Raw genomic sequence first — 15,074 nt, 5'->3', positions numbered from 1 at the left:
TTTTACCACAATAGAAAGACGTTTTCGGTTCCCGAAAACGTCTTTCTATTTGGCGTTAAAACCTTCATCGAAACGCGGTCGCTCATCTTTGAATGGCCTCGATAGAGGTTTTCTCATTTTCGGTCATTGTTTATAGATTTATTTCATCTCCCGATACAAGAAACAGCGGCAGCCATGGACGAGAAGCTGGAGTCCTAGGCTACCGCTGTTTTATTTTCATTTAGAAAAAAAAGAATTCGGATCAGAGCAACTTGATCTGATTCCGATATTCGCTTGGCGAGACGCCATACCAGCGCCGAAACTGCTTGGAGAAGTACAGCGGGTCATAGAAGCCTACTGACGCAGCGATCTGCTCGATCGTGAGCTCTAGCCGTTCCCGCAGCAGTAGGCGTGCTTTGTCCACGCGCAGCTTGAGCAGGAACGTCACCGGCGTCACCTTGGTGTGCCTCTTGAACATGCGCGATAGATAAGCGCGATTATAGCCTAGGCTCTCCGCCATCATTTCAATCGTAATGGGCTCCGCGTATTGCGTGGACAAGTAATGGATCGCCTGCTGCACGATGCGGTCGCTCTCGTCTTCCGTGACCAGTCCTGCTACCACAGGGGCAGACATGGCTTCGCAGTACTCGCCGAGCAACAAGCTGAGGTAGCCTGTCGCTTTGAGCTGTGCATTGGATTTCTTAGATTTGAGCGCGAGCTGGATCTGACGAAAAAGCACAGGCATATGCCGGTTGCGCGCGATATGGATGATGGGGTTCGCGGGCGTGAGGCCCGCCACACCAACGAGCTTTGCCGCTTGTACACCTGTAAAGGCGATCCAACAATAATGCCAAGGATCTAGCTCATCAGAAACGTAGCTGATCAGTTGTTCCGGCTCAATGACGAAGCTGTCGCCAGCGCCAATGGCATACTCTTCTCCATGTGAAGAGAATACGCCTCGGCCTGATAACACATAATGGATTAAGTAATAGTCATAGACCTTCGGTCCAAGACGATGTTCTGGCTTGGTCTGACTTTCCCCTGCGAATAATACCGTGAAATCACTCTCCCCAGCAGGAAGAGGGTTCGATACTACATAATAACTCTCAGGCTTTTGCATGACGTTTCCTCATCTCCGTTCAAAGACCATTCGTTCCCTTCACTGTATCATATATCTCACATAAAGAGGAAACTGCAAATCACATTTTTCCATGTGAAAATAACATGCCTCCATAGCCAATCCTTGGCGTATCTCTTATACTTAAGCTACAAACTTACACAAACAACATATCTAACAACAACCAAGCAAACATACCAATCATACAAAAGGCGGTGCCACACATGGCAGATTTGCAAGCTCTAAAAGACACGTTTATTGAAATTTACGGAGAAACTGCTGCGAAAATATCAGCATTTCACGCTCCAGGTCGAGTGAATTTGATCGGCGAGCATACGGATTACAACGGCGGTTATGTATTCCCGGCAGCTTTGACGTTCGGAACGACCTTGATCATTCGTCCAAGACAAGATCGCGTGATCGGCTTCGCATCTACGAATTTGGCACTTCGCAAACAAATTTCCATAGACGACTTGTCCTATCAAGAAGAGGATGATTGGATCAACTATCCGAAAGGCATCTTCGTTCACTTAGCGAAAGCAGGATTCCCAGTGACGCAAGGTTATGACCTTTTGTTCCACGGTGAAATTCCAAATGGTGCAGGACTCTCTTCCTCAGCTTCCATCGAGGTTGTTACAGCTTTTAGCTTACTAACATTAGAAAAGTGCCCGATCGATACAGTCAAAATCGCGCTGCTCGCACAAGAAACAGAAAACCAATTCGTTGGCGTAAATTGCGGCATCATGGACCAATTCGCTGTAGCGAATGGCAAGAAAGACAACGCAATCCTCTTGATGTGCGATACGCTCGAGTATCGTCATGTTCCTTTTCAAAGCGGCAGCTATAAGCTTGTGATCGGCAACACAAACAAACGCAGAGGTCTCGTCGACTCCGCCTACAATGAGAGAAGAAGTCAATGCGAGCAGGCGGTTACTTACTTGCAAAAGCAATTCCCAGACATCACGTTGCTTGGTCAACTGAATCTAGAGCAGTTCAACGAATATAAACACTTGATCCCAGACGAAACGGTTCGCCGCAGAGCGGAGCATGTTGTGGAAGAGATTGATCGTGTTTTGAAATCCATCGAAGTACTTGAGAAGAATGACCTGGAGTCCTTCGGTAAGCTGATGATTGGTTCCCACGATTCCCTCCGTGACCTGTATGAAGTAACGGGCTTGGAGCTTGATACGATGGTTGCAGCGGCATTGAAGGTGCCGGGTGTGCTTGGGGCACGAATGACGGGCGCAGGCTTCGGTGGCTGTACGGTTTCCTTGGTGCATGAAGACAGTGTTCAGACGTTCATCGACCAAGTAGGCGCAGAGTATACGGGCATTACAGGGCTAACACCAAGCTTCTATGTTTGCGATATTGGCAACGGTGTAGAGCAACTTGAGGAGGCGTTGTAAAATGGCAATTCTAGTTACAGGTGGAGCAGGCTATATTGGATCGCATGCGGTAGCAGAGCTTCTGGCCAAAGGTGAAGAAGTCGTTATCGTCGATAACTTGCAGCAAGGTCATAAGGACGCAGTACTTGGCGGTAAACTATACGTTGGCGATCTACGTGACGGGGAATTTATGGATACGGTTTTTGCTGAAAATAATATCGATGCCATCATTCATTTTGCAGCGAATTCGCTCGTTGGTGAGAGTATGACCAATCCAGCGAAATATTACCACAATAACGTGTACGGAACGCTTTGTTTACTTGAAAAAATGACGCAATACGGCGTGAAACGCATCGTATTCTCATCGACGGCTGCGACATATGGCGAGCCTGAGAACATCCCGATCCTTGAAAGCGATCGTACCTTGCCAACGAATACGTACGGCGAAACGAAGCTGGCGATGGAAAAAATGATGAAATGGTTCGATATTGCGCATGGTATCAAATATGTTTCATTAAGGTATTTCAATGCAGCTGGCGCCCATGCAGGCGGCAAAATCGGTGAAGATCACAGCCCGGAAACGCATCTGATTCCGATTATTTTGCAGGTAGCGCTGGGTCAAAGAGCGCATATCTCGATTTTCGGCGAAGATTATGCAACAGAAGACGGTACTTGTGTACGTGACTACATCCACGTTAGCGATCTAGCGAGCGCACACGTGCTTGCGGTAGAGAAGCTGCGCGGCGGTGCGGACAGCAACATTTATAACCTTGGCAATGGCACAGGCTTCTCCGTGAAGCAAGTGATCGATATCGCGCGCAAAGTTACAGGCCATGCGATCCCAGCGGTAGTTGAGCCTCGTAGAGCCGGTGATCCGGCAACGCTAATCGCCTCCTCGGAGCGCGCAAGAGCCGAGCTTGGCTGGAAGCCAGCTTTGGATTCCTTGGAAGCGATCATTGAGAGCGCGTGGAACTGGCACCAGAAGCACCCGAAGGGGTACGCAGCTGAAGTGACGAGTTTGTAAGTCGAACTTGGGAACCTCGGGACCTCCCCTTTTAGTAAGGGTTAAAGGTTGATCGTAGTGGGGTTTGGTTGTGGAAGACAGTCAGGTAAGATAGGGAATAGTTCGATTGTGCCTGCTTAATTACGCAGTGAGAGGCATAGAAGCGCCATTAGTCCGATTTCACCTGCTTAAAATGCCCTAAACCAGCTGTTATCACGAAATATGGCTAATTAGTTCGGCAAAATCGAACTATCTGACCATTTAAAGCTGGCTGGGTACGTTTAAGTGGGATATTTCGGACTATAGGTAATAGGTGCAAGTATCTACCTGATCAGACTCCGTTTGTCAGGAGGATGTAAGGGTGACTAGTTGTAGGAACGCTGAGCATGATGAGGTTGTTAGTTCGATGCTCAGTAGAAAGGGAAGTGGCAATATGGAACGCACATTACAAACGCCGCAATCTGCAGCGTTAACCATAGAAAGACTCCTGCAGTTCGCTACCCAAAACGGGTTGATCGAACAGTTGGATGTGTATACATCGCGTAATGCTTTATTGGATTTATTCGGTCTTGCTGAGCCTTTTCAAGGCGAAGTGCCTGCAGAGAAATTGAGCAGTCCGGTTGGCTTGCTGGAAGAGCTGCTAGATGCAGCTTGGGAAGCAGGGCTACTGGAAGAGAACACGATGACGTACCGCGATTTGCTGGACGCACGCATTATGGGACTCATGATGCCCCGTCCTTCCGAGGTGGTACGTGAATTCTGGAAGATCGCGAAAACGCAGAATGTGGAAGCGGCGACGGCTTATTTCTACAAGCAATCCATTGATTCTAACTATATTCGTATGGATCGTATTGCGAAGAATGCTTACTGGCTAGCTGAAACGTCGTATGGGGATTTGGAAATTACGATTAACCTGTCTAAGCCGGAGAAGGATCCGAAGGAAATTGCGCTGCTCAAAACGCTGCCACAAAGCAGCTACCCCCTATGTCTACTCTGCGTAGACAATCTGGGTTATGCAGGTCGTGTGAATCACCCGGCTAGACAGAATCTGCGCGTCATCCCACTCGAGTTGGATAACGAGAAGTGGTACTTGCAGTATTCACCTTACGTGTACTACAACGAGCACAGCATTATCTTCCATGAGAAACATATTCCTATGAAAACAACGGCAAATACGTTCTACCGTTTGCTGGACTTCATCGAACAGTTCCCGCATTACTTCATCGGGTCAAATGCGGACCTGCCGATCGTTGGGGGGTCCATCTTGAATCACGATCATTTCCAAGGGGGACGTCACAAGTTCCCTATGGAAAAAGCGCCAAGTGAGAAAGCATTCTCACATGCAGACTTTGCAGGCGTGAAGGCCGCGATTGTGAAGTGGCCGATGTCGGTGCTGCGCCTAAGCGGGCACAACAAGCAACAGCTGTACAAGCTGGCGAGCAAGCTGCTCGACGACTGGCGTGCCTACAGTGATGCGGAAGCGGAAGTCCTCGCGTTCAGCGAGAAGGACGGACAGCGCGTGCCGCATAACACGATCACGCCGATCGCCCGCAACAACGCGCGCGGCGAGTACGAGCTTGATCTGGTGCTGCGGAACAATCGCACCAGCGCAGAGCATCCGGATGGGATTTTCCATCCGCATCAGCACTTACACCACATCAAGAAGGAGAACATCGGCTTGATTGAGGTTATGGGGCTGGCGGTGCTGCCAGGCCGCCTGCAAGAGGAGCTGGCGGCGATCGCCAAGCTGCTCACCGGCGAAGCCGAGCTCAGCCGCGAGACGCTCGCAGATGCTGGACATCCGCTGCATAAGCATGCGGATTGGATCGCGGGGCTGCTCGCGAAGCACGGCGCGTCGCTGACGGCCGACGCGGCGAATGCGGTGCTGCAGACCGAGGTCGGCAGCAAGTTCATGGACGTCCTGCTCGACGCAGGCGTCTTCAAGAGAGACGAAGCAGGGCAAGCGGCGTTCGGACGGTTTTTGGCTGCGGTGGGCTTCGCGCAGCAGTAGGTTTTGGATCCCTGGTCGGTGGACCAGGGATTTTTTGTTGCGCGCGCGTAGTGGCGCGCGCCGGGTTGAGGCGCTGCTTCCAGCCAGTGGCAGAATAACTGGATAAACTACAGCTAATTTCGTGGGGAATGATCGAAATTGGGGAATAACTGGAAAATGTACAGCTAATTTCCCTGAAATCTCTCGTTTGGCGTGAAATGGGGGGGATTAGCTGTAGGAAATCCATCTAATCTGAAATTTCATGAGAAAAGAGAGAAATTAGATGGAGATTTTCCATCTAATTGGTTGCTGGCTACTCAATTACTCCCAACCTACCCCCACCAACAGACGCACCATACCCACCCCGCCACCATCGCACCAGAAACAAGCCAACTACTCTCCAACCGCCCGCACCAACAGACGCGCTATACCCAACCTGGCACCTCGCACCATGAACAAGCCAATTACTCCCCAACCCACCCGCACCAACAACATCATCTCCAATCTTCCTCCATACCAGCCTCCTAATCATCCCAACTTCCTATCACCATACTCGCACACGTGTAAATGGAAAAAATCGTATTGACAGGACAAGCAACGCTACCTAAAATATTAATTAGCCGACTAACTAAAAAGGAGGGCGTTTCAATGTCTCGCCATCACCATAATCCAGAATCTCTAACCCATTTGATGTCACATTTGCTGAAAATGCACCGACATACCATTGATCAAATTATTCATCTCTACGATGTGTATCCAGGGCAGCCGCCTCTATTACTGGCATTGTCCGTAGAGGACGGACTTAGCCATAGCGAGCTAGCCTCGCGCATTCATAATAAACGGGCGACATTAAGCGTCATGGTTGACCGCATGGAGAAAACTGGCCTCGTCGAACGCCGTCCTGATGAGAACGATCAACGGGTTACGCGTGTCTATCTGACCGAGAAGGGCAAGGAAGTTACCGTGCATGTTAAAGAAGCAATTCAGACGGCGGATGAGATGACTTTTGCGCATTTTTTACCTGAGGAAAAGCTGCTGTTTCGCCGCCTTCTGCTTCAAATGAAGGATAATCTCCGTCCCAAAGAGGAATAAATTAGTTAGCCAACAAACAAAAAGAGGGGACATCCTGTTATGTGGAAACTACGATCGTTCGTTAAACCGTATTGGTTCATAACGCTGCTCGCTCCTCTGCTGATGGTGATGGAGGTCTGCATGGACTTATCGCAGCCTCGCCTTATGGCGATCATTGTAAATCAAGGGGTTGCCGAGGGAAATCTGGCATTGATCTGGTCGACAGGCTTACATATGTTAGGCGTCGCCCTCATTGGCCTTGTTGGTGGAGCGGGTTGCACATTCTTCGCAGTGAAATCTGCCCAGAACTTTGGCGCTGACCTGCGACTAAGCGTATTTGAGAAAGTCCAATCCTTGTCGTTTCGACAGTTGGATACATTCTCGACCGGTTCACTGATCACTCGTTTGACTAGCGATGTGATGCAGATGCTGAACATCCTGCAAATTCTACTACGTCAATTTACACGTGAAGCGTCACTGCTTATTGGCAGTTTGATCATGGCTGTGGTCATTTCACCACGACTTTCCTTGATCCTCCTAGTGGTTGTACCGATTCAATTTGTCATTTTATATCTATTAATGAAACGCTCTACACCGCTTTTTCGCCAGATGCAGACGAAGCTCGATCGCGTAAACACGGTTATGCAAGAGAGCACGACGGGCATTCGTGTGATCAAAGCTTTTGTTCGCGCCGCCTTCGAGCGTACCCGCTTTGGCAATGCGAACACGGACCTGTTGAACGCTAGTCTTAGCTCCGCGCGAGCCTTGGCAACAAGCGGGCCGCTGATGACGTTGATTTTGAACATAAGTATCGTTGCCGTTCTTTGGTTTGGCGGTGCTCAAACGTGGAGCGGTTCGATGGCCATCGGTGACTTGGCCGCATTCATCATTTATATCAGCCAAGTGTTGTTTTCGCTTGTTTCCATTACGAATACGCTGATGAATATTTCCCGTGCGCAAGTTTCCGCTGAACGAATTCGAGAGGTGCTGGATACGAAGGTGGATGCGAATGAGCCTGCACAGGATCAAGAAAAATCAGAGCTACTTGAACCATACCTGCACCAATCGGCTACATCATCCACTGTGGTGGGCTGCGAGTTAGAATTTGAACGGGTTTCATTCGTGTATGAGACAGCTCCCGATCAGCCAGTTCTCAAGGATATTTCTTTCAAGGCACTGCCTGGTCAAACGATCGGCATTCTCGGGGCAACTGGCGCAGGTAAATCTACCCTGGTTAGCTTGATCCCGCGACTCTATGATACCTCCAGCGGACATATTCGCCTGAATGGCGTTGATGTGAGAGAAATGCCTGTCGAGCAACTGCGTAGCCAGATCGGTATCGTGCTGCAGCAGTCCATTTTGTTTAGCGGGACGATTCGCGACAACATTCTTTTCGGCAAGCCAGGGGCATCGGAAGATGAGATGGTGGCAGTTGCTCAAGCGGCAGAGGCCGACAGCTTCATCTCCAAACTGCCTGAGGGCTATGAAGCCAAGTTGGGCCAACGAGGCGTGAACCTATCTGGTGGTCAAAAGCAGCGAATAGCGATAGCTCGGGCCTTGCTTTTGCGATCTCCATTACTTGTGCTGGATGATAGCACGAGTGCAATTGATTTGAGCACGGAGAAACGCATCCAGCGTTCTCTGCAAGCGTTGATGGCAGGCAGCACACGCATCATTATCGCACAGCGCGTCTCCTCCGTTTTGCAGGCCGATCAAATCCTTGTCCTAGATGAGGGGTGTATCGCTGCGAGAGGAACACACGAGGAACTGTTGGCGACAAGCCAGCTGTACCAAGATATTTACAATTCCCAGCAAGGGAAGGAGGCGGCTCTGCATGGCTAACAAGCAAACGCGCAAACCACGCGCGAAAAACATCGGCGCAACCCTCCTTCGCATGTGGGACTATCTTAGGCTTCAACGTACCGGGCTGCTCACCGTTGCGATTTTGACAGTTCTCGGCAGCGGCCTTGCCTTGCTCGGGCCATTTTTAATCGGCAGAGCGATTGACGATTACATCATACCGCGAGACCGGGATGGACTTCTGGGGCTCTGTCTCCTGCTGCTGGGCTGCTACGTAGTCAGCGGGGCTGCATCTTGGATCCAATCCTATCTGATTGCTGGGGTATCCCAGCGGACCGTGTGGCAAATGAGACAGGATCTTTTTCGCCACCTGCACAAGCTGCCCATTAGCTATTTTGACAAGACTTCACATGGGGAACTCATGAGCCGCACAACCAATGATGTCGATAACGTTGCGACTACGCTCAGTCAAAATTTAACGCAAATTATGACCAGCATCATTATGATTGTCGGGTCTTTGATCATGATGATTACTCTGAATATCTGGCTTACGCTCATCGCATTAATCACGGTTCCGATCGTACTTTTCACAACCAAGCAAATCACGAAACATACCCAACGCTTGTTCAAAGAGCAGCAGCAGCGGCTCGGTGAGTTGAATGGCTTAATTGAGGAGACGATTTCTGGGCAAAAGGTTGTGAAAACCTTCCAACGCGAAGCCGCTGCCGTCGATCAACTCGCTGCAATCAATAAACAGCTTCGAGTCGCTGGTACTGGTGCTMAGCAGCTCTCGGGTATGATGGGGCCGAGCATGAATATGATCAATCATTTTAGCTTCATTTTACTGGCTGCTATCGGGGGTTGGATGGTGCTGAGGGGGTGGACGATGGTTGGTGTGATTATCAGCTTTTTGAACTATTCGAAGCAATTCAGCCGTCCGATTAACGATCTCGCTAACCAGTACAATATGATTCAGTCGGGGATTGCGGGAGCGGAGCGAGTTTTTGAAGTGATGGATAATGAGACGGAGTACGAATCGAGTAAAGAGGGTGTCCAGCTAACAGATGTCAAGGGGGAAGTTGTGTTTCAAAACGTTTCCTTCAGCTACACGGACGAAGTGCCCACGTTGCATGAGGTTTCGTTTACTGCGGAGCCAGGCGATTTGATTGCTCTAGTTGGCCCTACGGGTGCAGGCAAGACCACAATTATCAATTTGCTAACTCGCTTCTACGATATAAATGAGGGCAGTATTACAATCGATGGGCTAGACATTCGTGAGATGGAAAAAGACAGCCTACGCAGCCAGCTAGGCCTCGTGCTGCAGGATGTCTACCTGTTCTCGGGGACGATCCGAGAAAATATCCGCTTCGGCCGCTTAGACGCGACGGACGAAGAAGTGGAAGCCGCCGCGCAGCTTGCGAACGCGGACGGGTTTATTCGCAAGCTGCCGAGCGGCTATGACGCCAAGTTGACCGCCGGAGGCGGCAACTTGAGTCAGGGCCAGCGGCAGCTGCTCACGATCGCGCGGGCGATTCTCGCCGATCCCGCGATTCTTGTGCTCGACGAGGCGACGAGCTCCGTCGACACGCGCACCGAGCAGCACATCCAGCAAGCGATGGGTGTGCTCATGAAGGGGCGAACGAGCTTCGTGATCGCCCACCGACTCAGCACGATCCGCGAAGCGAGTGTCATTCTGGTCATCCACGGCGGCGAGATCGTGGAGCGCGGTACGCACGAAGAGCTGCTGGCGCTTCGTGGGCATTACTATGATTTGTATGCGAGCCAATTCAGCGAAACCAGTTCACTTTGACGGACGTGGAGTCCGGCAAGAAATAGAAAGGGGGTTCCCGTGGAGGGGAACTTCCTTTTTGCTTATCGTGAATCAGCCAGTTGCCACTCATTTGCAGGTGCTAGCACTGTCCTCGCCAGTTACGAGTTAGTTTTCGCTACCCTGCCAGTCCTTCGACAGTAACTTTCTATTCCCTTGCTAGCCCCACGCCCCAATAGGATCACCCAGTCCCCGTCAATCCTGGGCCATTTTCTCACTGGTCCTCGCCACTCTCCATCAATCCTGTGCCATTTTTTACTATTCCTCGCCAGTCCCATCCAATCCCGCACCATTCCCCGTAGTCCCCCACCAATCCCCTTCGCACCCGTCCTCGCCACTCCCACCCGCCAACTAACTGGATTTTCTCCATCTATTTCGGCTACATTTCCCTCGTTGCGTCGATTAACTGGATTTCCTACAGCTAATTTCCATCATTTTCGCCGAAATGCCCTCATCTGTCAGAATTAGCTGTAGCTTTTCCATCTAAACTCAAAAAACACCGAGATAAGCCATTTTTAGCTGTAGTTTTTACAGTTAATGCTCACCGAAAGTTGCCGAACGTTGCTTCCACCGGTCCGTCAAATACCCGCACCTGATTCCGGCCTGCCCGTTTGGCCTGATACAAGGCCATATCCGCATGCTTCAGAAGCATCTCCAAGCTGTCTCCGCGATGGCTTGCCTGCGTTAATCCGAAGCTCGCAGTTACGGCAATCGATCCGAAGCTGCCGCTCATCGGCTCCACTGCGAGCTGTGCACGAACCCGTTCAGCCAGAAAGACTGCCTCATCCAGCGAGCAAGCAGGAAATGCCATGACGAACTCCTCGCCGCCGTACCTAGCGATCAGCACGCTAGGCACGTCGGCCTCAAGTCGCTTCGCCACCTTCACCACGTGCTGAATCGCGAGATCGCCCACATCGTGACCGTAAGTATCATTGATGCTCTTGAAATGATCAATATCGAAGAGCAGGATGCACTTCGATTTCTCGCCAATCTGATCTCCTTCCAAAATCATCTTGCTCCGACGGAGAAACTCCGTCCGATTCAGCAGCTTCGTCAAGCCATCATAATAGGCTAACTGTTCCAATTGATCTTGGAGCAGTTTCTGCTCGGTGACGTCGATCAGCATCAGTAGGCTCCCGATCGGCTCCCCATTGCGTCCCCGTACAACAGAGGAACGGATCTGGTAAAAGAATTCCTTGCCATCGGCTACACGCCAACTAAATTCTTCCTGCGCACCGTCTTGTGAACGCGCCACGGGAAACGGCGTACCCGACAACTGAATCCAAGCTTCATCGAGCGTTAGTCCAAGCATATCGGTTGTTAATCCTGGAAACATTGAGCTAAGGACACCGTTGAAGTCTACCAGCCGATCGGCGAAGTCCAAGACAATAGCGCCTTCCCGCATACTTTCAAAAATACGATCTTTCGCAATCGGAATAACCGTCAACATCCTTGTAGACACAATCGCCCAGATGTACATGGCAGAAGTTATACAAAGAATCATAGGTACGGGGTCAATGCCATACGGTGTTAGGCCCATCAGATAGACGAAAGCACCTGTCATTGGCATGAATTGTCCCATGATTAAGGTTACGAGCTGTAAACGGTAGACTTTTTTCGTTTGACGCCATCTGCGCAGAAGCAAGACGACCGCCGCAAGCATACATCCAAATATATAAGCCCCATGAACGATGTAATATTGTCCGATAACGATATCCGTAGTGGGGAATGGTACATTTTCGCGAAAATACATGTCTTTATAAAATAAATGATGATAATCATTCGTGATCACCATAACGAAGGTTATGGCAGGTATGACGAAGAGCACCGCGATCTTACTACGAGTCAAGTTCAAGCCAACATACTGCATGACAATCAGTAAACCAATCGCAGGAGCGGCCCCGATGCCAATATATTCGAGAATCGTCCATCGTTTTACTTCGACTAACGTATCGCTGGCCATTTCAAAAGCATGAGCAAAAATATAAATAGCCTGTGTTGCTGTATAGATGACGAATGTATAGGCACCGGGGATTTCTTTGCGTTTGATATAGGCATACATGCACAGAAAGACTGTGAAAACTCCCGAGGTCGCGATAAGTGAAATGAACATGGTTAGTGTAGGATCCATGAGTTACACTCCAGTATTTGTAGGATTAGTAGATAAATTGTCGATTTAATGGTATCACATCCTTGCGCGGGGTCATAGGAAACGTATGGAAAATATGATTGGAAGGGAAGGGATACAAGAATGGAAAGGAGATACAAAATTTAGTAAACTAATAGCATCAAGTGTAGTGGTGAGAAATAGCTTGGAGGCGCTGAATATGGATAGCTTTAACGCACTAGTTGTGGAGCGAGCACAGGATCAGTTTTCTTGCAAAATAAAAGAACTACGCATGGCGGATTTACCCGCTGGGGAAGTGACCATCCGCGTCGCTTACTCCGGTATTAATTATAAAGATGCGATGGCTTGCAGCCCATCGGGGCGAGTCGTGCGCCAGTACCCTATGGTACCTGGCATCGATTTGGCGGGTACGGTCGTGGCCTCGTCAGATCCCCGCTATCGCGAGGGCGATGAGGTGCTCGTGACCAGCTACGAGCTGGGCACAGGGCATTTCGGCGGGTTCAGCGCGTATGCGCGCGTCCCCGCCGATTGGGTCGTGCCACTCCCGCTAGGACTGACCCATCGCGAAGCGATGATTCTTGGCACGGCGGGATTTACAGCAGCGCTGTCCATTCACCGCATGGAGGCGAATGGGCTGCGCCCAGGGCAAGGACCCGTGCTCGTGCGCGGGGCTACGGGTGGTGTGGGCAGCAGCAGCGTCTCGATGCTCGCCGCCCTCGGTTATGAAGTAGAGGCCAGCACAGGGAAGTCCGCTGACCATGCGTATTTGCTTGAGCTTGGTGCGACGCGGGTGCTGTCGCGGGAGGAGCTTTCACCTGCCGAGAGTAAGCCGATCAGCAAGGAGTATTGGGCTGGGGCGGTTGATCCTGTGGGAGGCTCGGCGCTAGCGCACGTGCTCAGCCGCATGAAATACGGCGCCTCCGTGGCGCTGAGCGGATTGACGGGCGGCGGGGATTTTGCGGCGACGGTGTATCCTTTTATCCTGCGAGGTGTGAATGTACTCGGAATTGATTCGGTCTATTGTCCGTCAGAAGTGAGAAAGACGCTCTGGGAGAGGATGGCAACGGAGCTGAAGCCACGGCTGCTCGAGCAGACGGTCTATAAGGAAGCCCGGTTGGATGAGGTTGCTGAGGCTGCGCAGCTGGTGTTAGAAGGAAAGGTCAGAGGCAGGGTGCTGGTTCGGCTGTAACGGTTTCGTTTTGAATTATGAGGTGGAGGAGTGTTGGAATCATGAAAATGCGGGTATCCGCTGTTCAATATCATTTGCATACGATAAGCAGCTTTGAAGAATTTGCCGCACAGGTGGAGCATTATGTGAAGGTGGCCCAGGAGTTTGAGGCGGATTTCGTGCTGTTCCCGGAGTTGTTCACCACACAGCTGATGTCCATTGGCGATGAGAACGGCAAGGCATTGCCGATAGAAGCACTCCCATCTTTTACAGAGGCCTATCGCGACTTATTTCAAGGACTTGCTCAGCAAACGGGCATGCATTTGATTGGCGGCACGCACATTACGGCAGAGGGAGACAAGCTGTTTAATACGGCTTTCTTGTTCTATCCAGATGGTCGTATTGGTGAGCAAAAGAAGCTGCATATTACTCCTACCGAAGTAAAGGAATGGGGAATGGGTGCGGGGGATTCGCTGCAGGTTTTTGATACGGACAAAGGACGAATTGCCATTCTCGTCTGTTACGATGTGGAATTTCCCGAAATCGTGCGGATGGCTAGAGCCCGTGGAGCAGATGTGCTGTTCGCTCCTTCGTGTACGGATGATCGACATGGCTTCCACCGAGTTCGATATACGTGTCATGCCCGGACGATTGAGAACCAAATCTATGTGGTGACGACGGGGACTGTGGGCGCTTTACCAACGGTTGATTTCATGAGAGCGAACTTCGGACAAGCCGCTGTCATTACGCCCAATGATGTGCCGTTCCCGCCTAAAGGTATTCTCGTTGAAGGGGAGATTAATGGCGATATGGTTGTGACCGCCGATCTTGACCTCTCACTGTTGGCAGTCGTTCGGGAGCGGGGTTCCGTCACTACCTGGCGTGACCGCCGAACCGACCTGTACACCGATTGGTCATAATGCCATGAGAAAACATCTCTATGTGTTCGATGGTGATATCCCCGTGGAAGCAGTCATTCGCACGTATGGCGTGGCAGATTTCGAGGCGTTGATTGCTGTTCAGCAGGCGAGTTTTCCACCTCCGTTTCCTTCTGAGCTCTGGTGGACGAAGGAGCAACTGTCAGAGCATGTGACTCGGTTTCCAGAGGGAGCGTTGTGCGTGGAAGTGGCGGGTCAGGTTGTGGGCTCGATTACGGGACTGCGTGTGGAAAGTGAGGATATGGCGGCTAGCACGGATCATAGCTGGTCAACAGTGACGGATAGCGGGTCTATCCGCACGCATCGTCCAGACGGGGACACACTCTACATTGTGGATGTATGCATTATGCCAGCGTATCGTAAGCTTGGTTTAGGCAAGTGGCTTATGCAGTCCATGTATGAGGTCGTCGTTCAGTTGGGGTTGGTACGGTTGCTGGGAGGCGGACGGATGCCGGGCTACCACAAAGTTGCGGAAGCGATGAGTGCAGACAGCTACGTGGCGGCCGTAATGGCGGGGACGATGAAGGACCCGGTGATCACTTTTTTGCTAAGATGCGGACGGACGCCAGTCGGCGTGGTTGCGGGGTATTTGGAAGATGAGGAATCGCTGAATCATGCGCTGTTGATGGAGTGGCGGAATCCTTTTACATATTACAAATAGGAGTGA

General features: G+C 50.8%; 11 protein-coding genes. 9 read left to right on the top strand and 2 right to left on the bottom strand.

All coding sequences use genetic code 11. From position 1 onward, the window contains the following. Positions 1-241: 241 nt before the first annotated feature. On the bottom strand, positions 242-1,099 hold the full coding sequence (locus AB4114_RS17865) for an AraC family transcriptional regulator (RefSeq protein WP_441989679.1): 858 nt from the start codon (positions 1,097-1,099) through the stop codon (positions 242-244). Positions 1,100-1,320: 221 nt separating this feature from the next. Between AB4114_RS17865 and AB4114_RS17860 the strand changes: the two genes are divergently transcribed. From AB4114_RS17860 to AB4114_RS17835, 6 genes are all read left to right on the top strand, one after another. Further along, on the top strand, positions 1,321-2,502 hold the full coding sequence (locus AB4114_RS17860) for a galactokinase (protein WP_441989678.1): 1,182 nt from the start codon (positions 1,321-1,323) through the stop codon (positions 2,500-2,502). A gap of 1 nt (position 2,503) precedes the next feature. Continuing rightward, positions 2,504-3,505, top strand: coding sequence for a UDP-glucose 4-epimerase GalE (galE, locus tag AB4114_RS17855; RefSeq protein WP_441989677.1), 1,002 nt, complete (start codon positions 2,504-2,506; stop codon positions 3,503-3,505). Between the two features lie 412 nt (positions 3,506-3,917). Next, complete coding sequence (locus AB4114_RS17850; RefSeq protein ID WP_441989761.1) at positions 3,918-5,495, top strand: UDP-glucose--hexose-1-phosphate uridylyltransferase; 1,578 nt, start codon at positions 3,918-3,920, stop codon at positions 5,493-5,495. 627 nt (positions 5,496-6,122) lie between these two features. Continuing rightward, positions 6,123-6,566, top strand: a complete 444-nt coding sequence (locus AB4114_RS17845) for a MarR family winged helix-turn-helix transcriptional regulator (RefSeq protein WP_441989676.1) — start codon at positions 6,123-6,125, stop codon at positions 6,564-6,566. Between the two features lie 39 nt (positions 6,567-6,605). Then, the gene (locus tag AB4114_RS17840) at positions 6,606-8,387 is read left to right on the top strand and encodes an ABC transporter ATP-binding protein (protein WP_441989675.1); all 1,782 of its coding nucleotides are present in this window, start codon (positions 6,606-6,608) and stop codon (positions 8,385-8,387) included. Then, a complete protein-coding gene (locus AB4114_RS17835) occupies positions 8,380-10,155 on the top strand; it encodes an ABC transporter ATP-binding protein (RefSeq protein ID WP_441989674.1) in 1,776 nt (591 codons plus the stop codon). Before AB4114_RS17840 ends, AB4114_RS17835 begins: the two co-directional genes overlap by 8 nt. Positions 10,156-10,714: 559 nt before the next feature. Here the strand turns inward: AB4114_RS17835 and AB4114_RS17830 are convergent. Next, positions 10,715-12,304 (bottom strand): histidine kinase N-terminal 7TM domain-containing diguanylate cyclase, encoded by a 1,590-nt coding sequence (locus tag AB4114_RS17830; protein WP_441989673.1) that lies wholly within the window; start codon positions 12,302-12,304, stop codon positions 10,715-10,717. 196 nt (positions 12,305-12,500) lie between these two features. Here AB4114_RS17830 and AB4114_RS17825 point away from each other — a divergent pair, with 196 nt between their 5' ends. The 3 genes from AB4114_RS17825 to AB4114_RS17815 are packed head-to-tail and all read left to right on the top strand — an operon-like array spanning position 12,501 to position 15,068. Beyond that, positions 12,501-13,490 carry an acrylyl-CoA reductase family protein gene (locus AB4114_RS17825; RefSeq protein ID WP_441989760.1) on the top strand — a complete coding sequence of 330 codons (990 nt, stop codon included), beginning with the start codon at positions 12,501-12,503 and terminating at the stop codon, positions 13,488-13,490. 41 nt (positions 13,491-13,531) lie between these two features. Continuing rightward, positions 13,532-14,389: a carbon-nitrogen hydrolase family protein gene (locus tag AB4114_RS17820; RefSeq protein WP_441989672.1), complete on the top strand. Its 858-nt coding sequence runs from the start codon at positions 13,532-13,534 to the stop codon at positions 14,387-14,389. A gap of 4 nt (positions 14,390-14,393) precedes the next feature. Continuing rightward, a complete protein-coding gene (locus AB4114_RS17815) occupies positions 14,394-15,068 on the top strand; it encodes a GNAT family N-acetyltransferase (protein ID WP_441989671.1) in 675 nt (224 codons plus the stop codon). Positions 15,069-15,074 lie beyond the last annotated feature (6 nt).

Origin of the sequence: Paenibacillus sp. 2RAB27 (assembly GCF_052115445.1) — a bacterium.
GTDB lineage: Bacteria > Bacillota > Bacilli > Paenibacillales > NBRC-103111 > Paenibacillus_E.
The sequence above is the reverse complement of the archived record's forward strand: the minus strand, read 5'-3'. Positions and strand labels throughout refer to the sequence as shown.